Here is a 25,028-nt window from a genome sequence, read left to right as displayed (position 1 = left end):
TGGCAGGGCTAGCTCTGACAGCGTTATGCTTTTCGCATCAAAAAGGGGGGGCTGTCATGAGAGCACTGCTGTTCACGACGGGATCGCCATTTGCAAGGGCGGTCAGGATCGTTCTGGACGAACTTTCGCTGGATTACGAAAGACGAGAGGAAATCACCACGCCCAGCGCCAAGCAACGCGCGCAGGCGACTCCGACATTACAGGTGCCGACATTCTGGGACGGCGATCTTGTGCTGTGGGAAAGCGGCACCATCGTCGAATACCTGCTGTCGACCTATCCGGACAGGCCGCAGGCCGCGCCGAAACTGGCGCCCTTTGCCTTTCGGCCCGCGGACGCGCAGTGGCAGGACAAGCTGGTTTTCTCGACCATCCAGACCTTCGGCAACGCGGCCACGACCATCTCGCAAATGAAATGGTCCGGCGTGAGCGTGGACCAGAGCACGCATCTTCAGCGGTCGGCCGAAAAGCTGGCGCACATCCTGGGCTGGCTGGAGGACCGGCTGAGCGACGAGGGTGGTTTCGTGCCGGGCTACCTGTCGATGCAGGATATCTTTCTGGCCGCCCATGTGCGTTTCGTGCAGGCAAGGCCGCTTGGTGTCGACCTGAAACTGGACCAATACGGCAAGGTTTCGGCGCTGCTCGACCGGCTGGATGCGCGCGACAGTTTCAAGGCAAACCCGATCTGGTGGTGGGAGCCGGGGGTCATCGGCTATGAGCCCGACGGCACGCCTGTCTACGCAAAACAGAATGCCTGAGTCGGGACGCCGGCACGGAGCTGTCGCAGCCCTTTTTAGCGCAGATACCCACGAAAGGCCTCCATGACGCGCTCGTAGACCTCGCGTTTGAAAGGCACAATCTCGGCGATCAGGCGATCGGAGTCCTGCCATTTCCAGCGGGTGAACTCGGGGTGATCCGTCTGGATGTCGATCTGGTCGTCGGTTCCCAGAAACCGCATCAGGAACCATTTCTGCTCCTGCCCACGATACCGGCCTTTCCAGATCTTGGGCACGATGTCATGCGGCAGGTCATAGGGCAGCCAGCCCTCGGTCTCGGCCACGATTTCCACAAGATCGCCGGTTACACCGGTTTCTTCCCACAGCTCTCGCAAGGCCGCATCACGAGGGTCTTCGCCTTTGTCCACGCCGCCTTGTGGCATCTGCCAGGCGTCCTCGAACCGGTCGTTGCGCTGACCGACGAAGATCTGGCCCTGATCGTTCATCAGCATCAGCCCGACGCAGGGGCGATAGGGCAGTTTGGCAATTTCTTCGGGGGTCATGCGCGGCCTCATCGTGTTGTTTCGCCCACCTCTAGCAATCACCGGCGCAACAGCAAAGAGGGTGACGTGGGGTTTCGCGTGACAAAGTTTACGCGAACGTCAATCTATCACGCAAATTCAGGAGGGAGAGTTTTGCCATGACTGTGTACCCAAACATGCTGGCACCACTGGATCTGGGCTTTACCACGTTGAAGAACCGGGTCCTGATGGGCTCGATGCATACAGGGCTGGAGGAAACCGGCGACTGGAACCGGGTGGCTGAGTTCTATGCCGCCCGCGCGCGCGGTGGCGTGGCGCTGATGGTCACGGGCGGCATCGGGCCGAACCTCGAAGGCTCGGTCCTGCCGGGGGCTGCAATGATGACCAGCGACAAGGACGTGGCCAATCATTCCGTCGTCACCGACCGTGTGCATCAGGCGGGCGGCAAGATCGCGATGCAGATCCTGCATGCGGGCCGCTATGCCTACGGGCCGAAATGCGTGGCGCCCAGCCCGGTGAAGTCGCCGATCTCGCCCTTCCCCCCCAACGAACTGGACGAGGACGGCATCGAGAAGCAGATCAGCGACATCGTGAACGCCGCCGTGCTGGCCCAAAAGGCGGGCTATGACGGGGTCGAGATCATGGGGTCCGAGGGGTATTTCATCAACCAGTTTCTGGTGACCCACACCAACAAGCGCACAGACCGTTGGGGCGGGTCCTATGAGAACCGGATGCGCCTGCCGCTGGAAATCGTGCGCCGCACCCGCGAGGCGGTGGGCACCGATTTCATCATCATCTACCGGCTGTCGATGATCGACCTTGTACCCAATGGTTCGACCTTCGAAGAGGTGGTGCAACTGGCGCAAGCGGTCGAAAAGGCCGGGGCCACGATCATCAACACCGGCATCGGCTGGCACGAGGCGCGGATTCCAACCATCGCCACATCGGTGCCCCGCCGGGCCTTTGCCTGGGTGACGAAGAAACTGATGGGCAAGGTGGGGATTCCGGTCATCACCTCGAACCGGATCAACACGCCCGAAGTGGCCGAGCAGGTGCTGGCCGAGGGCTGTGCCGACATGGTCTCTCTGGCGCGGCCGATGCTGGCGGATGCGGATTTCGTAGCCAAGGCGATGGCAGGTGACTCGGCCAGGATCGCGCCCTGCATCGCCTGCAACCAGGCCTGCCTGGATCACACCTTCAGCGGCAAGCTGACCTCCTGCCTGGTGAACCCGCGCGCCTGCCACGAGACCGAGCTGGTGATCGAAAAGGCCGCCACGCCCAAGCGCGTGGCCATCGTGGGCGCGGGGCCGGCGGGCCTGTCCACGGCGATGACGGCGGCGGAGCGCGGCCATGACGTGACCGTGTTTGACAAAGCCGACGAGATCGGCGGCCAGCTGAACATGGCCAAGCAGGTGCCGGGCAAGGAAGAGTTCTGGGGCTTGGTGGACTGGTACCGCACCATGCTGAACGATCTGGGCGTCAAGGTCGAACTGGGCCGCAAAGTCGGCGCCAACGATCTGGTCGGGTTCGACGAGGTGGTGATCGCCACGGGCGTCAACCCGCGCGACCCGCAGATCCCGGGCGAGGACAGCGACAATGTCGTAAACTATATCGACGTGCTGCGCGACAAGGCCCCGGTGGGCAAATCGGTGGCCGTGATCGGCGCGGGCGGCATCGGCTTCGACGTGTCGGAATACCTGCTGGAGGAAGGCCATTCGCCCACCACCGACCTGCCCTTGTGGATGAAGGAATGGGGCGTCGCCGACCCCGAGCAGCACCGCGCAGGCCTGGCGCCCGAAGGCCCGCAGCCCGAGGCGCCCAAGCGGCAGGTCACGCTGTTGCAACGCAAGAAGCAGGCGCATGGCAAGGGGCTGGGCAAGACCACCGGCTGGATCCACCGCGCCACGCTGAAGATGAAGGATGTCAACTTCGTGGGCGGCGTGAACTATGAACGCATAGACGACGAGGGGCTGCATGTCTCGTTCGGAGAAGAGCGCGCCGATCCGACCGTCATCAAGGCGGATACGATCGTTCTGTGTGCAGGACAGGTGCCCGAGCGGTCGCTGGCCGACGCGCTGATCGAACGCGGGATCACCCCGCATGTGATCGGCGGCGCGGACGTGGCCGCGGAACTTGACGCCAAACGCGCGATCAATCAGGGCACACGCCTTGCCGCAGAGTTCTGAAGCCACTCGTTCAGAGTGTCTTCAGTCCGACAGCGCGAGCTTTGCACCCAAGGCACCAAAAGCGGTTGCGAAACACCGCTTTATCCACGCCATCACAGCAGGGCGTCGGATCACATAGTCCCGCGCCAGTGCGGCGCATGCGCCATACCCGACAAAAACAACAAATGTCATGGCCATGAAGGCCAGCGCCAGTTTGGCCAGTTCCATTCCTGCATTTGCTGCATTCGCCGGCAGGAATTGAGGCAGAAAGGCCAGGAAGAATAGCGACAACTTTGGGTTCAAAACGTTGATCAGCGTTCCTGTCACGGCAATTCCAAAGTCGCTTTTTGCGGATTTCTCCGCCGCGACATCCATGGCACCGCCGTCCTTCAGGATACCCCATGCCATGTAGAACAAGTACAAGACGCCAAGATATTTGATGAGTTGAAACGCGACGGCACTGGTGTGCAGCAAGGCTGCAAGTCCGATGATGCTGGCCAAGGCCGCCGGAACGATCCCAAGTGTGCATCCGAAGGCTGCGGCAAGGCTTGCACGAAACCCGCGCCCAAGACCGACAGCCAAAGTATAGATGACGCCGGTACCCGGCAGCAAAACAACAATCAATGATGTGATGAAGAATTCCAGCGACATTATTACCCCCTGCAAATGCAGGCAGATTCACTAAGTGCGCCGAAAATGTAAATGCCTTTCCCTCACATGAACCGAACGGACGGTTTCAAGGGCCTGCGGCTATTCAACGGTGATCGTAATCACCTCGGATACAATCGGCGGGGAATGCGGCACATGCCCGGCGTCGCCCAGAACCAATTGCAGGGTGTGTTGGCCCGGCGCCAGATCCAGCGTTACTTCGGTCTGACCGCCTCCGAAGTGCATGTGATTATCGTCGGCGGGCAAACCATTGGCCAACTCATCCGCGCCATCCTCGCCTTCACCCAGCGGAGGACGGTCAAGCAACAGGTGGTGGTGCCCGGTGTTTTCTTTCTCGGTTCCGGCGGGCGCGACGCCCATGCCGCTTAGGCCAAAGACAACCGTGACCGGTGATTGTACGGTATCGCCATCCGACAGGTTGACGAAATAGACCTTTGCATCAGGATTCGATGGGGTCTCTCCTCCGGCATGCGCAAAGCCCACCGAAAGGCAAAGCGCAGCAATGGCGAAAAAGGTTCTCATGATCTCCTCCCTGGTCACAAAAATGCCATTCTCAATGTGAGATCTTAGCGCGATTGTCTGAAAAACACAGCATCACAATGCCTGAGGCGCGTTTGGAAACCACTGTTTCTACGTTTCCCATACGCAAACGATCCGATTCAAATCCCTGATATTATCCCATGTCTGCCCCGTTTCCGCCCAGATTCAGCGCCATAGTCAGGACGGAAATCAAGATCTGGGGAACGAGTATGGACCGACTGACCGAAATGGAAGCCTTCGCCAATGTGGTGGACCAGGGTGGCTTCACCGATGCGGCCAAAAAGATGGGCATCTCCAAATCAGCTGTGTCCAAACACGTATCAAGCCTTGAGGCGCGCCTGGGAGCACGGCTGTTGAACCGAACCACGCGCCGGGTTTCACCAACGGAAATCGGGCTGGCCTATTATGACCGCGCGCGGCGCGTGTTGAATGATGCCGGAGAAGCGGATTCACTGGTCACGTCAATGCAATCGGCCCCGTCTGGTCTTTTGCGCATCAGCGTTGCCACGGATTTCGGCGTCAATCACCTGTCACCTGTTCTGTCCGAGTTCCTTGCAGCCTACCCCGACATCACTGTGAACATGGTTTTGAACAACCGCTATGTCGAGCTGATTTCCGAAGGATTTGACGTGGCCGTGCGTATTGGTGAGCTGGAAGACAGTACACTGCGCGCCCGCAAACTGACCGAGACGGTCAAACGCATGGTCGCCGCGCCCAGTTATGTCGAAAGGTTCGGCCGGCCGCAGAAGATCGATGATCTGAACGAACACAAGCTGCTGCATTATTCCAGCCAATCCTCGGGCAATGTCTGGAAACTGACCGCGCCCTCCGGCGAAAAACGTCAGGTTCGTACCGCCGGGTGGTTGAGTGTCAATGATGGCCAATCCCTGTTGAACGCAGCGGTTTCCGGCCTGGGTATCGCATATCTGCCCAGCTATCTTTACGCTGAAGCCCTGAAGGCCGGGCTGGTTGTCGATGCAATGCCGTCCCTGCCTGACGAAGTTCAAGGCGTTTACGCTGTCTACCCGCCGGGCCGCTTTACGCAACCCAAAGTGCGGGCCTTCATCGATTTCCTCGTTGATTCCTTCCACGGGAAGGGTCCGATGGACTGGTAATTTCTCCCTGAAGACCAACCTTTGGCCCGCATGTAAATGTGCGGGCCTTTTTTTACGGGTCGATTACTGACAGTCCCATGGACCGGGCGGAAGTGCGCAAGCTGTCCGTCAGCACATTCTGACCCGGCGGTGGGGTTTCGGAACTGCGTGCCAACAGGGCGATATCGCGATTTGCATTGGCGATGGACAGCGGTCGCAAGCGCACCTCGTCGCGGTAGATCCCCTGTCTGCGAGCATAAAGATCAGGCAGTACCGCAACACCAACACCCGAAGCCGCCATCAGAACAATGGAATCAAGCGTCGTGCCTTCATACTCATCCGAAACAACCCCACCGCATTCCGCCGCCAATGCATAGACGATGCGCGACAGGCGGTGGCTTTGATCCAGGGTGAGGAAGATCCGGTTCTGAAGATCGGTGGCACTGACACCCTGCAAATCCCGCGCCAGAACGTCATCGACGGCAACGGCGACCCAAAGAGGTTCGTTGAACAACCGGTGTTGCACGGTATTCGGATGGTCTTCGGGCGTGGACAATATCAGATCAAATCGACCGGATTTCAGACCCTGTTCCAGATCCAGTGTGTTTTCCTCGCGCACCGCAATGCGCAATCCGGGGCGAATCCGGTGCACCTGTTTGATGGCTTGCGGCAACAGATAAGGCCCGATCGAAGGCAAAACCCCCAGTCGCAATCGTCCTCCGACGGGCATATCGTTCGACATGGCGTGGCGCAGGTCCTTGACCTCTGCCAGGATCTTCTGTGCGCGCAAGATGAACTCTTCTCCCTTCGCCGTCACCTGGATACCACCACGGTTACGCTCAAAGATCCGAACGCCAAGCTCTTGTTCTACAGTCGCAATTTGCGTCGACAGGCTGGGCTGGCTGACATTCAGCACCTCGGCTGCCAAACTGAATCGCCCAAGGCGACTGACCGTAACGATGTATTCCAACTGTCGTAGTGTCGGGCGCATTGCATAGCCTAAAACTATTTATAACTTAGAAAGATAGTATTTGGCGAAATCAGTTTTGCAAGGCACCTAACCCGAAAACGAGGGATCAGGAGTTAATTATGCCCGGAGTGATCGAGACACTGTCCAGCAACCTGCTGGTGCCGACCATACTGTTTTTTGCTCTTGGGCTTCTGGCGGCCTTTGTGCGCAGTGACCTGTCCATTCCGGCGGGCGCGGCCAAGTTCATGTCGCTTTACCTGCTGCTGGCCATCGGGTTCAAAGGCGGTGCCAGTCTGGCCGCGCATGGCATTCACCTGCAACTGTTCCTGACGCTGCTGGGCGGTGTCGCCTTGTCCTTTGCCATCCCCTTCGTGGCCTTTGGCCTGCTCAGGGTGATGACACGCCTGGATGCGCTGAACGCGGCGGCGGTGGCAGGGCACTATGGTTCGATCTCGATCGTCACCTTTGTTACAGCCACCAGCCTGCTGGATCTGGTGGGGCTGACCCATGACGGATTCATGGTGGCCGTTGCGGCTGCGATGGAGGTGCCCGCAATCCTGTCGGCGCTTTGGTTGGCACACAAGACCGGAAGCAATGGCGTCAAGGATGACAAGCTGTGGCGCGATCTGCTGGCCAACGGCTCGATCGTTCTGCTTACCGGTGCCTTCCTGATCGGAGCCATCACCGGTGGTGAAGGCATGCAGATGATCGCGCCTTTCATCGTGACGCCTTTCACCGGAATTCTGTGCCTGTTTCTGCTGGATATGGGCTTGTCGGCAGGGCGCAGCCTGATCAGCAACCGAGACAAGCTGTCGGTTGGCCTGTTCGCCTTTGGTGTTTTGATGCCCCTGATCGGCGCATTTATGGCCTGGGCGGTAGGTGCCGTGATAGGCTTGCCACAGGGCAGCTTGTTCCTGTTCATGGTGCTGTCAGCCTCGGCTTCGTATATCGCGGTTCCCGCCGCTATGAAGATCGCCCTTCCAAAGGCCGAGGCCGGGATCTATCTGACCTTGTCGCTGGGGGTGTCGTTTCCGTTCAACATCACCGTCGGATTGCCGCTGTACCTGTGGTGGGTCAGTTGACCAGCAATACGGCTTCGACCCGACGGTTGAGATCGCGCCCTTCCGGAGTTGCATTCGACGTGAGCGGAGACAGATAGCCAACACCCTGCGCTTCGATCCGTGCGGGTGCCACGCCATGCGCATCGATCAGGCGGGTTCGCACCGCCTCGGCCCGGCTTTTGCTGACCGCAATATTTGCCTGTAACGCACCGGTATCGTCAGTGTGCCCCACCAACGCCAGGCGTGTGTTCGGGTTGTCGGTCAAGTATCCGGCCAGCAAGGTCAGCGAGTCAAACGGCCCTTCGCCCAGGGCAACCTCGCCCGTCGGAAAATGCAGATCATCCAGGATCACGTGGCCCGTTGTCGCCAAGGCCTCCAACACCCCGACCGAGCCTTCCACAGCTTGCTCGACCACCACAGGGTCCGGGTCCGGCGCGTCCTGGGGTGTGACCCGGATCATCTGAACATAGCCATCCGGGGGATTGCGGCTGACCAGCAGGCTAAGGGCAACCGGCCCCTTGGTGGCCGACAAAAAACGGTAATCCTGAATGGCGACATACATGTCCGGGGTTGGCACGACCTCGGTGCCAAAGCGAAAGTCGAAACCACCGCAAACCCGCGCGTCGCATTCGAACAGGATCTTGTAGCCCTGCGCCTCGATCTGATCCCGCAACGGTGCCAGCAGCTGCAATGTCGTGCTCGACCCAGCCTGAAGCCGCCACGTATAGCGTTCCACGCGCCCTTCGCGCGTTTCTGCGGGAACCGAGCCATTTGCATAAGGCCCCGTCGGCAGGTCATAGCTGTCCAGTGGCGATGTTCGGTCGCTGATCTGTCGGGCACTGGCCGGCAGGGTCAGGTCCTGCGCGGCAACAGGTCCTGTCATCAGCAGGGCAGCAAGGGCGGCGGCGCGGATCATCGAAACTGTGCGTGATATTCTTCGTTGGGCACCATCGCCGTCGCGCTGGCCACCCGGTTTGACATGTTGAAAAACCCGGCGACATTGGCGATGTCCCAGATGTCGCGGTCGGAAAAGCCTGCATCGCGCAGGCGCTGGCGGTCGGGCTCTTCAATCTCGGCGCTGGCGGTAGTCATCTTTGCGGCAAAGTCCAGCATCGCCCGTTGACGCGGCACCAGCGGGGCGACGCGATAGTTCATCACCAGCATTTCGCCCAGTTGCGGATTGCCCGAAAGCTGACGCACCGCCGCCCCATGGGCGACCAGACAGTAGAAGCATTTGTTGATCGACGAGACGACGACCGCGATCATCTCGCGTTCCAGTTTGGTCAGCCCGCTGTCAGCCAGCATCAGGTCGTTATACATCGCGGTGAAGGCGTTCAGCTTGTCGATATCGAATGCGTTGGCTTTCAGCACATTCGGCACCATGCCCAGTTTTTCGACACAGATATCAAAGTATTTCTGCGTTTCCGGCGGCAGCGGATCGACCATGGGCAGGTTCAGCGCGGTAGGCATGTCTTTTTGTGTCACGGCGGCCTCTTCGGTTCAGACAAGATGACGGTAATGGTATTCGCCCGCGATCTCCATCCCGAGGGCACGATAAAGACCGTTGGCGCCCTCATTGGCCTTGGTGCAGATCACGCTGAGGTTCTGCGCACCGTGATCACGCGCCCAGAATGCCGCCGCGCGCATGGTCCAGTGGCCCAATCCCTGACGACGGTGTTCGGGCAACACTTCCAGCGCGTGGACCATCGCAGTGTCTGCATGCATCGCCACAAAAGCCACGCCGCTGGGTTTGTCGTTGTGACGCAGCAAAAATCCTGTCTTGGGGCCCTTGGCACGTTCCATCACCGCGATCCGCTCGGGTCCGATCCCGCCCGAGGCCCAGATTTCGCGCATGATCTCAAGCGGTTCCCAGATTGAAAACACCATGACCGGTGGGATCGGCTGATCGATCAGCCGAGAGACGGGGCAGACATATATGTTGACCGGGTCAAGAATGTCGTATCCCCGCTGGGCCAGCATTGCATCCAGGGCTTCATCCCCGGGCCGCAGGCAGAAGATGCGTTTTTGCGCCATGGCCAGCATCGCGGCCTCGGCGGCGTCGATATCGTCTTCATCGGCCGGGCCCAATGCACTGGCCGCAGACACGCGCGACCCTCCGCCCTGCCCCTCACGCAGCAGAAACGGGCCAAGCCGCTGATAGCGTGCGGCGGGCCAGGTTCCGTCGACTATTTCCGCCCAGTTATTGCTCAAAGCTCAAGCTCTTTCGCCAGGCGAGTGGTGGCCGCGTCGATCCGGCCTCCGTCGGTGCCGCGCACAACCACATTGGCCCCGAAGGCACCGTTGATCTGAAACGGATAGCACCCGATGGACAGGTCGCTGAAATCTTCGGCCAAGGCCGCCAGGTTTGCGGCGATATCACCTTCTCCGCGGTCCACACGCAGAGTTTGCGACAGCAAAGGGCGGCCTCCGGTCAATGTTGGCAAAACGCTCGCCACCATCGCCTGAAAAACCGACGGCACACCTGCCATGACATGCACATTCGCAAGCGTGAACCCGGGCGCCGTCGAAACCGGGTTTTCGATCAGCGTCGCCCCGTCCGGAATACGCGCCATGCGCAGGCGGGCGGCATTCAGTTCCAGCCCGGATTTGTCGTAATAGGCCTGCAACAGCGCGCGCGCGTCATCGCGCACATCAATGGGTGTGTCGAAAGCGCGGGCAATGCAATCGGCCGTGATATCGTCATGGGTCGGGCCGATGCCGCCGCTGGTGAAGACATTGTCATAGGCGTCGGACAGCGCTTTGACGGCCGCTTCAATGGCAGGGGCGTCATCGCTGACAATGCGGACCTCTTTCAGGTCGATGCCGTGTTTGGTCAGTTCCTGCGCCAGAAAATGCATATTCGCATCGCGGGTGCGACCCGACAGGATTTCATCCCCGATCACCAGCATCGCTGCGGTTGGATTGGCCATGGCACTGTCCCCTCTTGATCGTCCTCAGGGGCAGGTATAGGCCCTGAACCATGCGATTTGAAACCCCTCTTGTCCCCGCCCGGCTGATCCGCCGCTACAAACGCTTTCTGGCTGATTGCAGGCTTGAGGATGGAAGTGAGGTAACGGCCCATTGCGCCAATCCGGGGTCGATGATGGGGCTGGCCGAGCCCGGCGAAAAGATTTGGCTGGAACCCAACGACGATCCGAAGAAAAAGCTGAAATTCGGATGGCGGCTGGTGGATCATGAAAACGGGCATTTTACCGGGGTCGATACCTCGGTCCCGAACCGGGCGCTGCGGGCTGCTTTGGAAGCCGGTGAGATTCCCGAACTGGCCGCCTATGGCACCGTCCGGCCCGAGGTGAAATACGGCGGCAACAGCCGCATCGATTTCCTGCTGACGGGGCCGGGCCTGCCGGATGCCTATGTCGAGGTGAAAAGCGTGACACTGTCACGCCAGCCCGGACTGGCCGAGTTTCCCGACAGCGTCACAGCCCGTGGCACCAAGCATCTGGGCGAGTTGGCCGCGATGGCGTCACAAGGGCACCGGGCGATCATGCTGTATTTGGTTCAGCGAACCGATTGCGACCGGTTTGCGCTGGCCGCAGATATTGATCCGGCCTATGCGGCGGCCTTTGAGGTCGCGCAGGCGCAGGGGGTGGAACGGATCGTTTGCGGGACGCGGATAACGCCGTCGGGGGTTTGGGTGCAGACCGAGGTGAGGATATTGGCCGGCTGAGTCAGTCCGAAACGACCGCATCAACCTCAATCTCGACCAGCCACTCGGGACTCACAAATCGTTCGATGGCCATGATAGTATCTACAGGGCGAGCATCCAGACAATACAGCTTTCGGGCTTCGATCGCCTGTTTCCAGTTTTCGATTTCGGTCAGGATGACACGCGTTCTGACAATATCGTGCAGCCCTGACCCGGCACGCTCAAGCGCATCTTTGATGATTTCGAAACACTGTCTGGTTTGCAGATAGACATCGCCGACACCCACTGTGTTGCCCTCAGCATCGACTGGTGCGGTTCCCCCGACCGCGATGAAGTTCCCGACCCGAACCGCTCGGCTGAACCCAACGATGCTTTCCATGGGGTTTCCGTTAGAGATCAATTCTCGTTTCTGTGACATGCATCCGGTTCCCTGATTTTCTCAAGAAAAAGTGCAATCATTAGATACTGATCCGCCTGCCGTGAAAAGTGTCCAAGCCAGTAGCCGTACGGATTGCAGTCGAGGCGGTGGGGCCCGAGATGCTGCAATGCAGCCCCTACTCTTGAATCCTGAGCCAACGGAACCAAGTTTCTCGCATGGTTTACGCAGTCTGAACGCGCGCCCTCTGGTACTTTCTGCACAAGCAGCGTAAAAGGAATGCTGCGCGCAACATTTGGAGCTTAGCGTCGATGAAAGAGCATCGTGGCCGCCTGACCAAGGACGGCATTCGCATCTATGAACAAGGTGACTTTGCCGGGATGCACGCGGCAGGGGCGCTGGCTGCGCGGATTCTGGATGATATTGCAGATCATGTGTTTCCCGGTCAAACCACCGGCGCACTTGACGGGTTGATCACGCAGATGGTCGAAGACGCCGGTGCGACCTCGGCCACCATAGGTTACAAAGGCTATCAGCACGCCAGCTGCATCAGCGTGAACCACGTTGTCTGCCACGGTATTCCCGGTGAGAAAAAGCTGAAGGACGGCGATATCCTGAATATCGACGTCACCGTCATCGTCGATGGCTGGTTTGGCGACACCTCGCGCATGTATGTGGCGGGCAAGCTGCCGCGCAAGGCGGAACGGCTGATCCAGGTGACCCATGACGCGCTGTTCAAGGGCATCGAGATGGTCAAGCCGGGCAATACCTTTGGTGACATCGGCCATGCCATCCAGTCCTATGTCGAAGCACATCGGATGAGCGTCGTGCGTGATTTCTGCGGTCATGGTCTGGGTCGTGTGTTTCACGCGCCACCGAACGTGCTGCACTATGGTCGCCCGGGCACCGGTGCGGTTCTGGAAGAGGGTATGTTCTTTACCATCGAACCGATGGTCAATCTGGGTCGTCCCGAAACCAAGACTCTGGCCGACGACTGGACAGCCGTGACCCGCGACAAATCGCTGTCGGCACAGTTCGAACATTCTGTGGGCGTCACCTCGGATGGGGTCGATATCTTTACCATGTCACCCGCTGGCAAGTTTCACCCGACCTATTCCTCCTGATCCGCGGCCTGTTCGCGGAGGAGTTTCAGCAGGATCGTTTCGTCCGCCCACGGCGTGACCGCGTCGTGGATGAAGACCGGCGCGCGCATGGGTTTGCGCTCGGGGCCGGCAGCGGCTTCGGTGTCGCTTGAAAAGGTCCAGGCAAAAGGTGTCAGGGTGCGGTCCATGCGTGCACATTAGCACAAACGCGGGTCAAAGTCCCAACAACCCATGCGCCTGTGACATGTCCGTGATCACCTCGGCCCCCAGATCCGCCAGCTTTTCACCGCCTCCATGAGGCGCATAAGCAAGGCAACGCATGCCGGCGCGGATCGCCGCCGTGACACCGCTGTGACTGTCTTCGATCACCACCGGAGCCGTTGCGCCAAAGTGCTCGGCGGCCAGGCGGAACATCTTTGGGTCCGGCTTTCCGGTGCCAAGCACATGGGCCGAGAACATCACGTCTTTGAAACGGTCCCAAAGCCCGTTCTGACCCAGAGTGATCTTCATCTTGTCCGGGCTGCCATTCGACGCGACGCAACAGGGGATACCCTTTTGATCCAGCCCCGCAAGCAGGTCTGCGATACCGGGGACCAATGGCACACCTGCGCGCAGGCGGTCATAGGTTTCGGCATAGATCTGATCTATCCAGTCTTCGGGCAGAACGGCACCCATCGCGCAGGCCTTGTCCCGCACACCCACCATGGTTCCGCCCACGAACAGGGACATACATTCATGCAGCGCCAGATGCAGGCCATGTTGCGCCAGATTGTCCACCAGCACCTGGTTCGAGACCAACTCGCTGTCCACCAGAACGCCGTCGCAGTCGAAAATGACAAGATCGTGCATATGGAATCCCTGATTTGCCTCGCGCTCGGCCTATCAAGGCTTTCCCGTCATCGTCCACCCATGTTCCGCACCAAACCGCGCAGCGCGTTTCAATCTGGAACGCCTTTCCACATCAAGGAAATATGCGTGTCGCCATATTTGCGGCTGTCATGCAATTTAAATCCGGCCGGCGCCTGCATCGGGGCGTTTTCTTCCCAAACCAACAATGCATCATCCGCGACCCAGCCATTGGCCAAGGCGGCAACGGCCTTCTGCCCCATGGATTTCCCGTAAGGCGGGTCCAGAAAAACCAGATCATAAGGCGCGCCGGGATTGTCGCCCAACCGGGTCGCATCGCGGCGGACCAAGTCGGTACGGTCGGCGCTGCGGGTCAGGTCGATGTTCTTGCGTATCAACCCCTGGGCCACCCGCCCGTCATCGACGAAGGTGACATGCGACGCCCCCCGCGACAACGCCTCGAGCCCCAGCGCACCGGTTCCCGCGAACAGATCCAGCACCCGCAAACCGTCAAAATCGATCTGGTGGTTGAGCACATTGAACAGGCTTTCACGCACGCGGTCGGTGGTGGGGCGCAGATGCGCGCCCGCATCACCCTTGCCGACCGGGGCGAGGGCGCGGCCCCGGAATTCTCCGGCTATGATCCTCACGCCTTGAGCAGCGGTTTCAGGTCCGCGTTCGGGTCTGCCACGACTTCGGGATCAGCGGTCTTGCCCATTTCGATCAATCGCTTGCCGACCATGTATGCCCGCGGATCATTCATCGCATCCACAGCAATCAGCCTGTCGCCTTTGTAATACCAGAAGGACACGGTCTGACCCTCGCCCTTGCGGGTCACCACGCGGTCATATCCGGTGTTCAGGCCCGCAATCTGAAGCTTGACGTCGTACTGATCCGACCAGAACCATGGGGTTGCCACATAATCCTTGGCCGCGCCTAGCATGTTCTGCGCCACGATTTCGGCCTGGTCGATGGCGTTGGGGACGCTTTCCAGACGGATACGCCCTTCGCCATGCGGAAAAGAGGCGCAATCGCCCGCCGCCCAGATCGACGGATCAGACGTGCGACCATGGGCATCGGTTTTGATGCCGTTGTCCAGTTCGAGCCCTGCCATCTCGGCCAGTTGGGTAGAGGGGGTGATGCCCACACCAACCACGACGAAATCAACGTCCAGCGTCGTGCCGTCCGTCAACACGGCCCCCACAACCCGGCCATTTTCGCCGATCAGACGATCCAGCCCGACGCCTTCGCGGATGTCGGCACCGTATTCGCTGTGCAATGCGCGGAAATACGCGCTGGTTTCGGGCGCCGCGACCCGTTGCAGGATGCGGTCGGCCATCTCGACCAAGGTGACCTTGACGCCGCGTTTCGCGCAGACGGCGGCGGCCTCGAGCCCGATGTAACCGCCGCCCACGATCAACGCGCGGGCGCCTTCGGTCACTTTGGGTTCCATCTCATCAATATGGGCCAGGTCGCGCACCACGTGCACACCGTCCAGATCGCCTCCGATGGCGGCAGGCAGGCGGCGCGGATCTGACCCGGTGGTCAGCGCCAGTTCGTCATACGGGATGACTTCATCCCCAACAGTGACCGTTTTGGCCTTGGGGTCGATGCCGGTCACGCGCTGGCCAAGCCGCAGAGTGATGTTGTTTTCGGCATAGAAACTTTCGGGTCGCAGGAACAGGCGCTCCAGCTCCATCTCTCCCAAAAGATAGGCCTTGGACAAAGGCGGGCGCTGATACGGCAGATGCGGCTCGGCCCCGATCAGAGTAATCTCTCCGTCGAACCCGTCCTTGCGCAACCGCGCCACCAAGGACGCTCCGGCCTGACCCGCGCCAATCACGACAATATGGCTCATGCTTTGCCCACCCCGCAGTTTTCCCGTGGTCTCTATGATTTGACCACCTATATTGCGGCTTAGCCCAATTCTGCAAATCCAAACGACAGGAGCTGAAAAATGATTTCAACAGGAGACACTCTGCCCGAGGCAACACTGATCCAGATGGGGGCCGACGGGCCGGAGGAAGTTCGGATTTCAGACAAGACCAAAGGGCGCAAGGTTGTCATTTTCGCTGTGCCCGGCGCCTATACCGGCACATGCACCACCGCACATGTGCCAAGCTTCATTCGCACCAAAAAGCAGTTCGACGACAAGGGCGTGGACGAGATCATGTGCCTGTCGGTCAACGACCCGTTCGTCATGCAGGCCTGGGGTGAATCCACCGGCGCGACCGCGGCCGGACTGACCATGGTTTCAGACGCGGCCTCAGAATTCACTAAAGCCATCGGCTTGGATTTCGACGCCCCGCCCGTTGGCCTGTTCGCGCGCTCGAAACGGTATGCGATGCTGGTCGAGGACGGCAAGATCACGGCCCTGAACCTGGAAGAAAACCCCGGTGCCTGCGGGATCTCGGCGGGTGAAGGCCTGCTGGAGGTGATCTGAATTTGGCCGGCCCCGGTCTGTCCGGGGCCGCGTGAACCCAATTTAACTTGAAGCACTGCCTCAATGCGCGAATACTCGTCGCACAAAATTGGGGAGATTTTTATGAAACTTAAGGTATTTTCATCCATCCTGACCGGCGCAGCGCTTTTGGCAGCCTGCGGTCCGGCCCCAACCCCGCAACAGCAAGCCGCACGACAGCACGAGATTGCCTGCCTCAGCGGCACATTGGGCGGCGCCTTGATCGGCGGCGCAATCGGCAACCAGTTCGGCGGCGGATCGGGCAAGACGATCCTGACCGCAGCCGGTGCTGCCGCCGGTGGCATTGAAGGCCAAAGATTTGCATGCTGAGGAGATTGGACATGAAACGGGCGATTTTTGTATTCACAGCTGCATTCCTGGCCTCGGCCACCAATGCCGAAACCGTGGCCGAGCTGCATGAAAAAGAATTGAATGCCATCGACGCAAACAATGACGGGTTCCTGTCCAAAGACGAGTTCGACGCTTTTTCGGACTATGCGTTTCAGGCCATGGACGAAGACAAGAACGGCACACTGGGTCAGGCCGAGGCCAAGCCGTTTCTGGACATAAAGCAGTTCCAGAATGTTGACCGCAACAAGGACAGCTTTATCTCAAGATCGGAATATGATGCACAGATGAATGAAGATTTCGGCGCGGCAGACCAGAACGGCAATGGTCAACTGGACTAAGCCCGCTTGAAGGAGCTTGCTATGAAGAAATGGATCGGAATGGGTGCTTTGGCACTGGCCGCGGCCTGTGACGTTCCGCAAGCTCCCGTGGTGACGGGGCCGGACGGACAGGCCCGCATCCAGATCAATCCGTCTGGCCTGACCTGCTATGAAAACCGGTGTCTGGATATCAACCCGGCGGCGCGCAGCGTGCGCCAGATCGGGAACAAGACCACGGGCATCCCACGGTCCATCGATGTCAGCGATGGCACCGTCACACCTGCGGAATTCAAGCAGATGGGCACGGCTGCGTCGCTTGCCGGTGGCCAGGGGTCAGGCAACGACCGCTAGCACAGGCTGTCCATCTTTCGGGCCAGTTTGGCGTCCAGTGACGACAGGCCGCCTACGTCATGGGTGGACAGGACCACCTCGACCGTGCGGTAGACGTTGGACCATTCTGGATGATGGTTCCATTTCTCGGCCCAGATCGCCACTTGCGTCATCCAGCCAAATGCGTGCACGAAGTTGTCGAATATGAAGGTCTTGGTGATCGCGTCGCGGCCTTCGACCATGGTCCAGCCGTTTTTGAACAGCGGATCCAGCAGCGGGCCACGGGTCTCGGCGGACAAAAGTTCAGTCATTGCTGTTCCTCCGGGTTCGATTTCCTAAACGGGCCGTAATCCGTCAGAATCTCGATCTCTTCTCCCACTGCGCGGCCTTCGGCGTCCAGATATTTTTTGACGGCATCGGCAAAACCCGGATCGCCGACCCAGTGCAAGCTATGCGTGCGCGTCGGCAAATAGCCCCGCGCCAGCTTGTGTTCGCCCTGAGCGCCCGCTTCCACCCGGGCCAGACCGTGGGCAATGGCAAAGTCTATCGCCCTATAGTAGCACAGTTCGAAATGCAGGCAGGCATGATGTTCGATGCAGCCCCAATACCGCCCAAAAAGCGTTTCGCGGCCTATGAAGTTCAGCGCACCCGCAATGGCATGACCATCCCGTTCAGCCAAAAACAGGGCCATGTCATTCGCCATCGTCTCTTGTGCGATGTCAAAAAACTGGCGCGTCAGATAGGGTGAGCCCCATTTTCGCGCCCCGGTGTCCTGATAGAACCGCCAAAACGCATCCCAGTGTTCCGGGCGCAGGTCATCGCCCGTCAATGTGCGGATTTCACCGCCAAAGCCATTGGCCTGCGCCCGTTCCTTGCGGATGTTCTTGCGCTTGCGTGAGGACAAGGCCGCAAGGAAGTCATCGAATTCGGCGTAGCCATCATTCAGCCAGTGAAACTGTTGCGAGCTGCGAAGCATTAGCCCCATCTGCTCACCCGCCAATGCCTCGGCTTCTGTACAGAAGGTCGCGTGAACCGAAGAAACCTGATTGTCGGCCGCCAGTTGAACGGCACCCTGCACCAAAGCCGACATTCCGATCCTGTCATAACCCGGGCGCACCAGAAACCGCCGCCCGGTGGCGGGTGTGAACGGCACCGCAATTTGCAGCTTGGGATAATACCGCCCGCCCGCGCTTTCATAGGCATGGGCCCAGCTGTGGTCAAAGATGTACTCGCCCTGGCTGTGCGATTTGGCATACATCGGGGCCGCTGCGATCAGGATCCCGTCAAGAAAGGCGGTCAGGTATTGCGGTTGCCAACCCGTACCGCGCCCGACCGAGCCGCTTTCTTCAAGCGCCAGCAAAAAACGATGCGTGGTGAAGGGATCAAGGGGCCGTCCACCATCGGCGGCCTCGGGGCAGGCGCAGGCATCCCACTCGGCCGCTGAAATCCGCGACAGAGACCCAATGACCTGAACTTCGATTTGGGCCTGATCCATGTTTCCTCCGCACCAGCCCTTTATCTGTGACCGAAGCGGCAAGGTTCAAGCTGAATGCGCAGCCAGATACCCTTCGAAGGTCACATTGTCGGCAACCATGCGGGCCTCTGCCTCTTGTTCGGGCGTTCGGACGGTCCAGCACAGGATCGGCACGCCTTGCGCCTTCAGTTCGGCCACACGCGGGCGGGAAAGATCTTCCGCCTCGTGGCTGATGAAACCGGCCCCGACACGTTCAAAATCAGGAATGTCGCGCAGGGTGTCGCAGACGTCATGCGGCAGAAGCTCGACACTGGGCTCATAGGCGCAAGTCGTGATGCCGCGCGGCAGGTGCGGGGCCAGCCGCGCCAGTTCCGCAACCGAGTTTGGATTGAAGGACATCAGGGCCACCGGGCCGTCATAGCCCTGCAATGCGCGCACGGTGTCGTGCTCGAGGGCACCGATATTCATACCCATAACGCCGTCCTGATCCTTCAGCTCGATAAGCAGCGGCACCTGGCCTGCGACCATATCCAGCACCTCATCAAGCGTTGGAATGCCGTCATCACCATACAAAAGGGTCAATTCGGACGCCGCCGCCGCCGACACCTGCCGGATCGGCCCGGGCTGGCCGGTCAGACGCCCCATGTCGTAATCATGGAACACGACGGCACGATCATCAGATGTCAGCTGAAGGTCGATCTCGATCCCGTACCCGGCATCAATGGCGGCACGAATGGCCGCCCGGCTGTTTTCCGGGCGGTTGTTCGAGACGTCATGCAGCGCCCGATGAGCAATCGGGGCCTGCAAAAACGCAGCTGGCAGGGGCGGTATCATTCGATCTCGAAAATGCCTTCGATCTCGACCGCCACGCCCAAAGGCAGCGACGCGGCACTTACGGCAGAGCGCGAGTGGCGACCGGCGTCGCCCAGCGCTTCGACCAGGAAGTCGGATGCACCGTTGATCACTTGCGGCTGCGCAGTGAAATCTGCGGTCGAGTTCACGAAACCGGTCAGCTTGATGACACGCACCAGTTTGTCGATATCTCCGCCACAGGCCGCCTTGACCTGTGCCAGCAGATTGATCGCGCAAACCCGCGCCGCTGCGGCTCCGGCCGCGACATCCATGTCATCGCCCAGCTTGCCGGTGATCAGCTCGTCTGATTTCGATATCTGGCCGGACACGTACACGATATTGCCCACACGTACATACGGCACATAATTTGCCGCTGGCGCGGGTGCGTCGCCCAGCGTGACACCGAGGCTTTCCAATTTTGCAGCGATGCTCATTGAGAGGGTCCTTCCCTGATTGACTCTGCCGGACGCTAACCGGGAAGCACATCCGTGGAAAGACGGAATGCGGCAAATTCCGGCTTGCATGCGATCTGAGCATATCTTTACTTATTATGACTTGCAGATGCTCAATTGCTTTACCCGGACCTGACGAACAGGTTACACGCTAGGTGTTTCATTTGAGACCTGAAACGACTATGTGACAAGAACTTGTGCCTTACCGGCGTGTTAGTATTGGTGAATTGTGATTGTTGGCCCGACAGAACGGATGTCGGGCATTTGGGAGAAGCAAAGATCGTGTCGAGCAGATTTTGCCTGAAACACCTGGTTGTCCTGTCACTCATGGCCATTCTGTCCGCCTGTGCAACGACACCGCCCGAGGGCGCCTCACGCAGCGACGTGTTTGACCCTTACGAAAACGCGAACCGGGGAATTCACAAGTTCAATCTGGGCGTTGACCGGTTTCTGTTCCGACCTGCGTCGAAAGGGTACGTGAAGATCGTTCCTGATCCCATGGTCACCAGTTTCAGCACATTCGCCGAAAACATCTCGCTGCCCGGACAAGCGGTCGACTACCTTCTTCAGGGCAACCCGAAACAGATGGGAAATGCGCTGCTGCGCTTTGTAATCAACATGACCGTGGGCGGCTTTGGCTTGTCCGCGCCCGCAGATGAGCTGAACCTGCCTCCCGTCGATACTGATTTCGGTGAGACCCTGCATGTCTGGGGGGTCGGCGAAGGGGCTTATGTTGAACTGCCTTTCTATGGCCCGTCGACCCAAAGGGATGCCATCGGGGTCGTGATCAACCTGTTCTCGAATCCGATCAATTTTGCCCCGGTCCGGCCCGCCGACAATCTGGGCGTTTATGCCGAAGTCGTTCGCCGCATGGGTGATCGTGGACGGTTCTCGGATACCGTGGACTCGATTCTGTATGAAAGCGCAGACAGTTATGCGCAGGCCCGCCTGATCTATCTGCAAAACCGCCGCTTCGAACTGGCGAGAGATGACGAAGACGCCTATCTGGATTTGTATTCCGACCCCTATGCCGAAACCGGTACAGACCCGGTCAGGGACCCCTATTTAGACCCATACGAGGACCCCTATGCTGAATAACGAGTTGAACCGCCGTAGCTTTGTCGCAGCTGGTCTGGCCTTGGCGGTCCTGCCCAAATCCGCATTTGCCCAGACCGAGGCATCAGCCAAGGCACTGGTCAACAGTGTGGTCAACGACATCAACAGGGTTATCGCATCGGGCAAGTCAGAGAATGCGATGCTGCGTGATTTCGAGAAGATCTTTGTGCAATATGCCGACGTCCCGATCATGGCGCGTTATGCCCTCGGTGCCGATGCCCGTACGGCCACCCCATCCCAGCTAAGGCAATTCACCAAGGCTTTTCAGGGCTATATCTCCCGCAAATATGGTCGCCGCTTCCGCGAGTTCATTGGCGGTGAGGTCAACGTGCGCAATGCACGCAAGATCAAGGCCGGATATGAAGTGCGCACAATGGTCAAGCTGCGCGGCTCGGCGCCGTTTGATGTGACGTTCCTTGTTTCGGACAAGTCGGGGCGTGAAAAATTCTACAACATGTTCATCGAAGGCGTTAATTTGTTGCTGACCGAACGCACCGAAATCGGCGCGATGCTGGATGCCCGCAAAGGCAACCTGGACCAGTTGATCAAAGACCTGAAAAAGACGGGTTGATCCGTTTCACTTGCGGCCACGCATTGAGTTACGCCTTTGACAACAGTGGGACAGAGGCGTCTGACCACCTGTTTTTTCGGCGCGCCGCGGCTACGTGTCGAGCTCACGGCATGTAACTGCGCACCAATGCGCCCGCAATCAGAGCCCACCCGTCGGCAATCACGAAAAACGCTAGCTTGAATGGCAAGGATACGATGGCCGGTGGCACCATCATCATGCCCATCGACATCAATACAGCAGCCACGACAAGATCGATGATCAGAAACGGCAGGAAAATCAGAAACCCGATCTGAAACGCCCGTGCGATTTCAGACAGCATGAAGGACGGCATCAAGACCGACAACGGCGCTTGTGCGGACAACTCCATAGCCTCACCATCGGGGCGCAAAGCCGCCATGGCATAGAACGTGTCCGCATCCAGTCGGGCCGCCATGAAGGCCCGGAACGGCTCCAACGCGCGCTCCAACGCTGGTTCCACTTCCATCGTCTCTTCCATCATCGGTCGTATCCCTGTCGCCCAAGCTTCTGAAAACACCGGGTCCATGATGAAATAGGTCAGGAACAACGCCAGGCTGACCAACAGCATATTGGGCGGAGATTGTTGCAGGCCGATCCCTTGCCGCAGGATCGACAGAACGGTGATCAGGAAGGGAAAGCAGGTGATCATGATCGCCAGCCCCGGAGCGATGCTCAGTACTGTGATCAGCAGAATCAGCTGGATCGTCCGGGCGGAAATCGACCCGCCCTCGCCCAAGGACAAGGTCAAATCCTGGGCAGCGGCCAGTGAGGGCGTCAACACGGCCACCAAAGCCAGGCAGATTACATAGCGCATCAACCGATTCCGTTGTGCAAATCCGCAATCTCGGTCAAGCGCACTGCAAGCTGCCCTGCCTGATCGCCTTCCATTTCTTCCAACAGCCCGCGCGCCACCAACTGATCCCCAACATAGAGGTCAACCGGGTCTTCGATCCGTTTGTCCAGAGTCAGCACGGCATTCTCTCCCATGTTCAACAGGTCCTTGATCAATGGGCGCGCACGACCAACGGAAACGGTCACTTCAATCGGGACCGAGTCGAAGGGGTTGGGTTTTTCAGATTTCGGGATCTGGGTGTCATTCATTGGACAAAGCCTCTCTTGTCTCAAAGACATAAGCGTCAAAGGTCTGTTCGATGGCGGCGAGCAAAGCGGTGCAATCAACCTCACGTCGGCTCGTGCCGACCTGAAGGCGGGCCTGACCCGGCTCCAGTTCAGAGTGTTCGATCACCTGAAGAGTGGAATGCAGATCTTGCGGCAACAGCGCTGCGACACTCTCGGCACAACCCGGCGGCACCAAAATCTGCATCGGCTGCTCTATCCGCGAACGCGCCATTTCACAGAGTTGCTCCACGATGCGGGCTGCAAGGCCGCGCTCGGCCATCTCAGGCAGTACGGTCTGAACCAGGCTGGTGAACATGGGCTCCAACGACAGGGTCATGCGGGCGATGGCTTCGTGATAGGTGAAAGACATATCCTCAAGCGACCTTGCCAATTCAGCCGAAATCTGGCCGCGGCTTTGCTCCTGCGCCCGCGAGGCATCTTCCCAACCAGCCCCATACCCGTCTTCGAAGGCAGCGAGTCGTTGTTCTTCCAGCGTGTCCTCATTCAAGATCAGAACAGGCCCCGTACCGGTCTGGGTGGTGAAATCCTCAAGAAGATGGGCAATCGACATCACACCCGCTCCTCACCTTCTTCAAGCCAACTGCGCAGGATCTCGACAGTTTCTTCCTGCTTTTCACCGATCATGGCGCGCAGCCGGTCGACAGGATCCTCCGTGGCGTTCGAGCCGAGAGCCGGAACACCACGCTCTGCCGGCAGGGTCGAGAGCTCTGCCGGTTCCTCCGGAGCGATTTCACCTGTCAGTGCCAGGGTATCCGAATCCGCCCCTCCTGCCGCCGCCAGCAGCGCCGGTGTCGGTGTTGCATTCGTCAGGATCGGGCGGATCACGAACAGGGCCAGCACGAGCGAAACCAAAGCCAGCACAGCCATCTGTATCAAGGACATGACGTCCAGATGGATGTTCTGCCAGAGCGACGACGATACCAGGGTGCCCTGTGGTTCGACCGACGGCAGATCCATGGATTTCAGTGTGATAACGTCCCCGCGCGCCGCATCGTACCCGACTGCCGACGCCACGAGCTCTTCCAGAGCGGTAAGCTCTTCCTGGGGCAAGGGCGTGAAGACTTCGGCACCAGAGGCGTCCACTGATCTTTTCCCATTGACCAGAACTGCAACCGTCAGACGCTTGATCGCGCCGGGGGCCTTATGAACTTCCAACTCAGTCTCGGAGACTTCGTAGTTCACCCGCTCACGAGTCTGGGTGGCCGTCGAGTTCGATTCGTCCCCGCCCGCCGCATCGCCATCCGGCAGGTTCGACGCCACGGTGACATCCGATGACTGGTTTCGGGCGCTGTCCGAACGTTCTTCGACATCCGTGCTGATCGCCACGCGGCCTTTGGGGTCAAAGCGCCGTTCGCGAATGGATTCCGTCTTGGTTTCGGTGTCCACACTGACCTCGACCACGGCATTGCCTGTACCGACACGCGCCTCGACCAGACGCAGAACACGTTCCCGCAACTGGCGCGACTTGTCGTCCGCAGTGTCCGCAGGCGCTGCGGTATCCTGCCCGCCAATCACGGCCCCGTGCGAATCAACCACCGTAACGTTCTCGGGCGTCAGGCCGCTGACGGCCGAGGCAACAAGGAACCGGATGGCCTTGGCCTGATCCCCGGTAATTTCGGTCCCGGATGGCACGAGGTAAACCGAAGCCGTTGGCGGCACGCTGCGCTGAAACGGGTTTGCCGTCCCGTTGGCAATATGGACGCGCGCCTGACTTATATGCGGGCTTCCGACAATCGTCCGCGCCAGTTCACCCTCTTTCGCGCGCCAATAGGCAGCATCGAACATCTGAGAGGTGGTGCCAAAACCGCTTAGCGAATCAAGCAGTTCGTACCCTTTGTTGCCGTTTGCGGGCAGGCCTTCGCTGGCCAGGGTCATTCGCAGCTCGTCGCGCTGCGCGCCGGATACGTAGATCGATCCGCCCCGGATTTCATATGTGACGCCGCGCTGGTCCAGCGCGCGTACTATTTCCCCGGCGGCACCGCTTTCCAGACCCGCATAAAGCAGCGTCATGGACGGAGCCGTCACGAGGCGCGACATGCCAAGGATTCCCAGAAACACCAGCGCAACCGCACCGGCGACGATGATTTGTTTACGCCTGTCCAAATTAGCCCAGACAGTTCCGATCTGCTGCACGCTCACCTCCGACTCGCCGGCATTCTGCCCGACGCACCCTCTGTTTGGACGATTGCTCTTAACAATC

33 protein-coding genes are annotated in these 25,028 nt (G+C 59.4%); 12 read left to right on the top strand and 21 right to left on the bottom strand.

Going from position 1 to position 25,028, the window contains the following annotated elements; translation table 11 throughout:
• Positions 1 to 56 precede the first annotated feature (56 nt).
• Positions 57 to 755 (top strand): glutathione S-transferase family protein, encoded by a 699-nt coding sequence (locus GOW04_RS17515; RefSeq protein WP_171233441.1) that lies wholly within the window; start codon positions 57 to 59, stop codon positions 753 to 755.
• A 35-nt stretch (positions 756 to 790) separates the two neighbouring features.
• Here the strand turns inward: GOW04_RS17515 and GOW04_RS17510 are convergent, their stop codons facing one another.
• The gene (locus tag GOW04_RS17510) at positions 791 to 1,276 is read right to left on the bottom strand and encodes an RNA pyrophosphohydrolase (RefSeq protein WP_171233440.1); all 486 of its coding nucleotides are present in this window, start codon (positions 1,274 to 1,276) and stop codon (positions 791 to 793) included.
• Positions 1,277 to 1,413: 137 nt separating this feature from the next.
• Here GOW04_RS17510 and GOW04_RS17505 point away from each other — a divergent pair, with 137 nt between their 5' ends.
• Complete coding sequence (locus GOW04_RS17505) at positions 1,414 to 3,441, top strand: NADPH-dependent 2,4-dienoyl-CoA reductase (RefSeq protein WP_171233439.1); 2,028 nt, start codon at positions 1,414 to 1,416, stop codon at positions 3,439 to 3,441.
• A gap of 21 nt (positions 3,442 to 3,462) precedes the next feature.
• Here the strand turns inward: GOW04_RS17505 and GOW04_RS17500 are convergent, their stop codons facing one another.
• The gene (locus tag GOW04_RS17500; RefSeq protein WP_171233438.1) at positions 3,463 to 4,071 is read right to left on the bottom strand and encodes a LysE family translocator; all 609 of its coding nucleotides are present in this window, start codon (positions 4,069 to 4,071) and stop codon (positions 3,463 to 3,465) included.
• Positions 4,072 to 4,170: 99 nt separating this feature from the next.
• Positions 4,171 to 4,611, bottom strand: coding sequence for a DUF4399 domain-containing protein (locus GOW04_RS17495; protein WP_152459400.1), 441 nt, complete (start codon positions 4,609 to 4,611; stop codon positions 4,171 to 4,173).
• A gap of 227 nt (positions 4,612 to 4,838) precedes the next feature.
• Between GOW04_RS17495 and GOW04_RS17490 the strand changes: the two genes are divergently transcribed.
• A complete protein-coding gene (locus GOW04_RS17490) occupies positions 4,839 to 5,744 on the top strand; it encodes a LysR family transcriptional regulator (RefSeq protein WP_152459401.1) in 906 nt (301 codons plus the stop codon).
• Between the two features lie 52 nt (positions 5,745 to 5,796).
• On the opposite strand, the gene GOW04_RS17485 is transcribed toward GOW04_RS17490, so the two are convergent.
• Positions 5,797 to 6,714: a hydrogen peroxide-inducible genes activator gene (locus tag GOW04_RS17485; protein WP_171172024.1), complete on the bottom strand. Its 918-nt coding sequence runs from the start codon at positions 6,712 to 6,714 to the stop codon at positions 5,797 to 5,799.
• Between the two features lie 98 nt (positions 6,715 to 6,812).
• Between GOW04_RS17485 and GOW04_RS17480 the strand changes: the two genes are divergently transcribed.
• Positions 6,813 to 7,775, top strand: coding sequence for a sodium-dependent bicarbonate transport family permease (locus tag GOW04_RS17480; RefSeq protein WP_171233437.1), 963 nt, complete (start codon positions 6,813 to 6,815; stop codon positions 7,773 to 7,775).
• Here GOW04_RS17480 and GOW04_RS17475 read toward each other — a convergent pair.
• Genes GOW04_RS17475 through GOW04_RS17460 form a run of 4 tightly spaced genes read right to left on the bottom strand, consistent with a single transcriptional unit; the run spans position 7,768 to position 10,684 of the window.
• The gene (locus GOW04_RS17475) at positions 7,768 to 8,670 is read right to left on the bottom strand and encodes an OmpA family protein (RefSeq protein WP_171233436.1); all 903 of its coding nucleotides are present in this window, start codon (positions 8,668 to 8,670) and stop codon (positions 7,768 to 7,770) included. The two genes, GOW04_RS17480 and GOW04_RS17475, sit on opposite strands and share 8 nt — an antisense overlap.
• Positions 8,667 to 9,224: a peroxidase-related enzyme gene (locus GOW04_RS17470; RefSeq protein ID WP_171233479.1), complete on the bottom strand. Its 558-nt coding sequence runs from the start codon at positions 9,222 to 9,224 to the stop codon at positions 8,667 to 8,669. The genes GOW04_RS17475 and GOW04_RS17470 overlap by 4 nt, the downstream gene beginning before the upstream one ends.
• A gap of 30 nt (positions 9,225 to 9,254) precedes the next feature.
• A complete protein-coding gene (locus GOW04_RS17465) occupies positions 9,255 to 9,965 on the bottom strand; it encodes a GNAT family N-acetyltransferase (protein WP_171233435.1) in 711 nt (236 codons plus the stop codon).
• Positions 9,962 to 10,684 carry a molybdopterin-binding protein gene (locus tag GOW04_RS17460; protein ID WP_171233434.1) on the bottom strand — a complete coding sequence of 241 codons (723 nt, stop codon included), beginning with the start codon at positions 10,682 to 10,684 and terminating at the stop codon, positions 9,962 to 9,964. Before GOW04_RS17460 ends, GOW04_RS17465 begins: the two co-directional genes overlap by 4 nt.
• Before the next feature lie 50 nt (positions 10,685 to 10,734).
• Here GOW04_RS17460 and sfsA point away from each other — a divergent pair, with 50 nt between their 5' ends.
• Complete coding sequence (gene sfsA / locus GOW04_RS17455) at positions 10,735 to 11,442, top strand: DNA/RNA nuclease SfsA (RefSeq protein ID WP_171233433.1); 708 nt, start codon at positions 10,735 to 10,737, stop codon at positions 11,440 to 11,442.
• Between the two features lies 1 nt (position 11,443).
• Here sfsA and GOW04_RS17450 read toward each other — a convergent pair whose 3' ends face one another.
• Positions 11,444 to 11,839, bottom strand: coding sequence for a RidA family protein (locus GOW04_RS17450; RefSeq protein ID WP_253282521.1), 396 nt, complete (start codon positions 11,837 to 11,839; stop codon positions 11,444 to 11,446).
• A 269-nt stretch (positions 11,840 to 12,108) separates the two neighbouring features.
• Between GOW04_RS17450 and map the strand changes: the two genes are divergently transcribed.
• On the top strand, positions 12,109 to 12,921 hold the full coding sequence (gene map / locus GOW04_RS17445) for a type I methionyl aminopeptidase (protein ID WP_171233432.1): 813 nt from the start codon (positions 12,109 to 12,111) through the stop codon (positions 12,919 to 12,921).
• Here map and GOW04_RS17440 read toward each other — a convergent pair.
• The 4 genes from GOW04_RS17440 to GOW04_RS17425 form a co-directional block, all read right to left on the bottom strand.
• Complete coding sequence (locus GOW04_RS17440; RefSeq protein ID WP_171233431.1) at positions 12,909 to 13,088, bottom strand: hypothetical protein; 180 nt, start codon at positions 13,086 to 13,088, stop codon at positions 12,909 to 12,911. The two genes, map and GOW04_RS17440, sit on opposite strands and share 13 nt — an antisense overlap.
• Before the next feature lie 25 nt (positions 13,089 to 13,113).
• Positions 13,114 to 13,749, bottom strand: coding sequence for an HAD family phosphatase (locus tag GOW04_RS17435; RefSeq protein ID WP_171233430.1), 636 nt, complete (start codon positions 13,747 to 13,749; stop codon positions 13,114 to 13,116).
• A gap of 89 nt (positions 13,750 to 13,838) precedes the next feature.
• Positions 13,839 to 14,396 carry a 16S rRNA (guanine(966)-N(2))-methyltransferase RsmD gene (gene rsmD / locus GOW04_RS17430; RefSeq protein WP_171233429.1) on the bottom strand — a complete coding sequence of 186 codons (558 nt, stop codon included), beginning with the start codon at positions 14,394 to 14,396 and terminating at the stop codon, positions 13,839 to 13,841.
• Positions 14,393 to 15,604 carry an NAD(P)/FAD-dependent oxidoreductase gene (locus GOW04_RS17425; protein ID WP_171233428.1) on the bottom strand — a complete coding sequence of 404 codons (1,212 nt, stop codon included), beginning with the start codon at positions 15,602 to 15,604 and terminating at the stop codon, positions 14,393 to 14,395. The genes rsmD and GOW04_RS17425 overlap by 4 nt, the downstream gene beginning before the upstream one ends.
• A 99-nt stretch (positions 15,605 to 15,703) precedes the next feature.
• On the opposite strand from GOW04_RS17425, the gene GOW04_RS17420 reads away from it, so the two are divergent.
• The 4 genes from GOW04_RS17420 (at position 15,704) to GOW04_RS17405 (ending at position 17,226) form a co-directional block, all read left to right on the top strand.
• A complete protein-coding gene (locus GOW04_RS17420) occupies positions 15,704 to 16,189 on the top strand; it encodes a peroxiredoxin (RefSeq protein ID WP_171233427.1) in 486 nt (161 codons plus the stop codon).
• 102 nt (positions 16,190 to 16,291) lie between these two features.
• Positions 16,292 to 16,537, top strand: a complete 246-nt coding sequence (locus GOW04_RS17415) for a glycine zipper 2TM domain-containing protein (protein WP_152459414.1) — start codon at positions 16,292 to 16,294, stop codon at positions 16,535 to 16,537.
• Positions 16,538 to 16,548: 11 nt separating this feature from the next.
• A complete protein-coding gene (locus GOW04_RS17410; RefSeq protein WP_170346724.1) occupies positions 16,549 to 16,896 on the top strand; it encodes a hypothetical protein in 348 nt (115 codons plus the stop codon).
• A gap of 21 nt (positions 16,897 to 16,917) precedes the next feature.
• Positions 16,918 to 17,226, top strand: coding sequence for a hypothetical protein (locus GOW04_RS17405; protein ID WP_171172040.1), 309 nt, complete (start codon positions 16,918 to 16,920; stop codon positions 17,224 to 17,226).
• On the opposite strand, the gene GOW04_RS17400 is transcribed toward GOW04_RS17405, so the two are convergent.
• Genes GOW04_RS17400 through GOW04_RS17385 form a run of 4 tightly spaced genes read right to left on the bottom strand, consistent with a single transcriptional unit; the run spans position 17,223 to position 19,965 of the window.
• A complete protein-coding gene (locus GOW04_RS17400; RefSeq protein WP_152459417.1) occupies positions 17,223 to 17,516 on the bottom strand; it encodes a 4a-hydroxytetrahydrobiopterin dehydratase in 294 nt (97 codons plus the stop codon). The genes GOW04_RS17405 and GOW04_RS17400 overlap by 4 nt on opposite strands.
• Positions 17,513 to 18,700 (bottom strand): GNAT family N-acetyltransferase, encoded by a 1,188-nt coding sequence (locus GOW04_RS17395; protein ID WP_171233426.1) that lies wholly within the window; start codon positions 18,698 to 18,700, stop codon positions 17,513 to 17,515. Before GOW04_RS17395 ends, GOW04_RS17400 begins: the two co-directional genes overlap by 4 nt.
• A gap of 45 nt (positions 18,701 to 18,745) precedes the next feature.
• A complete protein-coding gene (locus GOW04_RS17390; RefSeq protein WP_171233425.1) occupies positions 18,746 to 19,513 on the bottom strand; it encodes a glycerophosphodiester phosphodiesterase family protein in 768 nt (255 codons plus the stop codon).
• Positions 19,510 to 19,965 (bottom strand): RidA family protein, encoded by a 456-nt coding sequence (locus GOW04_RS17385; protein WP_171233424.1) that lies wholly within the window; start codon positions 19,963 to 19,965, stop codon positions 19,510 to 19,512. The genes GOW04_RS17390 and GOW04_RS17385 overlap by 4 nt, the downstream gene beginning before the upstream one ends.
• Positions 19,966 to 20,310: 345 nt before the next feature.
• On the opposite strand from GOW04_RS17385, the gene GOW04_RS17380 reads away from it, so the two are divergent.
• On the top strand, positions 20,311 to 21,081 hold the full coding sequence (locus tag GOW04_RS17380) for a VacJ family lipoprotein (protein WP_152459934.1): 771 nt from the start codon (positions 20,311 to 20,313) through the stop codon (positions 21,079 to 21,081).
• A complete protein-coding gene (locus tag GOW04_RS17375) occupies positions 21,071 to 21,670 on the top strand; it encodes a phospholipid-binding protein MlaC (protein ID WP_152459421.1) in 600 nt (199 codons plus the stop codon). The genes GOW04_RS17380 and GOW04_RS17375 overlap by 11 nt, the downstream gene beginning before the upstream one ends.
• A 103-nt stretch (positions 21,671 to 21,773) precedes the next feature.
• Here the strand turns inward: GOW04_RS17375 and fliP are convergent, their stop codons facing one another.
• From fliP to fliF, 4 genes are read right to left on the bottom strand one after another with little or no spacing between them, the layout of a single operon-like run.
• Positions 21,774 to 22,502, bottom strand: a complete 729-nt coding sequence (gene fliP / locus GOW04_RS17370) for a flagellar type III secretion system pore protein FliP (RefSeq protein WP_171233423.1) — start codon at positions 22,500 to 22,502, stop codon at positions 21,774 to 21,776.
• The gene (locus GOW04_RS17365) at positions 22,502 to 22,789 is read right to left on the bottom strand and encodes a FliM/FliN family flagellar motor C-terminal domain-containing protein (RefSeq protein ID WP_152459423.1); all 288 of its coding nucleotides are present in this window, start codon (positions 22,787 to 22,789) and stop codon (positions 22,502 to 22,504) included. The genes fliP and GOW04_RS17365 overlap by 1 nt, the downstream gene beginning before the upstream one ends.
• Positions 22,782 to 23,378, bottom strand: a complete 597-nt coding sequence (locus GOW04_RS17360) for an ABC transporter ATP-binding protein (RefSeq protein WP_171233422.1) — start codon at positions 23,376 to 23,378, stop codon at positions 22,782 to 22,784. The genes GOW04_RS17365 and GOW04_RS17360 overlap by 8 nt, the downstream gene beginning before the upstream one ends.
• Positions 23,378 to 24,961 carry a flagellar basal-body MS-ring/collar protein FliF gene (fliF, locus tag GOW04_RS17355; protein ID WP_171233421.1) on the bottom strand — a complete coding sequence of 528 codons (1,584 nt, stop codon included), beginning with the start codon at positions 24,959 to 24,961 and terminating at the stop codon, positions 23,378 to 23,380. The genes GOW04_RS17360 and fliF overlap by 1 nt, the downstream gene beginning before the upstream one ends.
• Positions 24,962 to 25,028: the final 67 nt, after the last annotated feature.

This window comes from Ruegeria sp. HKCCA4812 (assembly GCF_013034245.1).
Lineage (GTDB): Bacteria > Pseudomonadota > Alphaproteobacteria > Rhodobacterales > Rhodobacteraceae > Ruegeria.
Note: the sequence above shows the minus strand (reverse complement) of the source record. Positions and strands in the feature narration are given on the sequence as shown.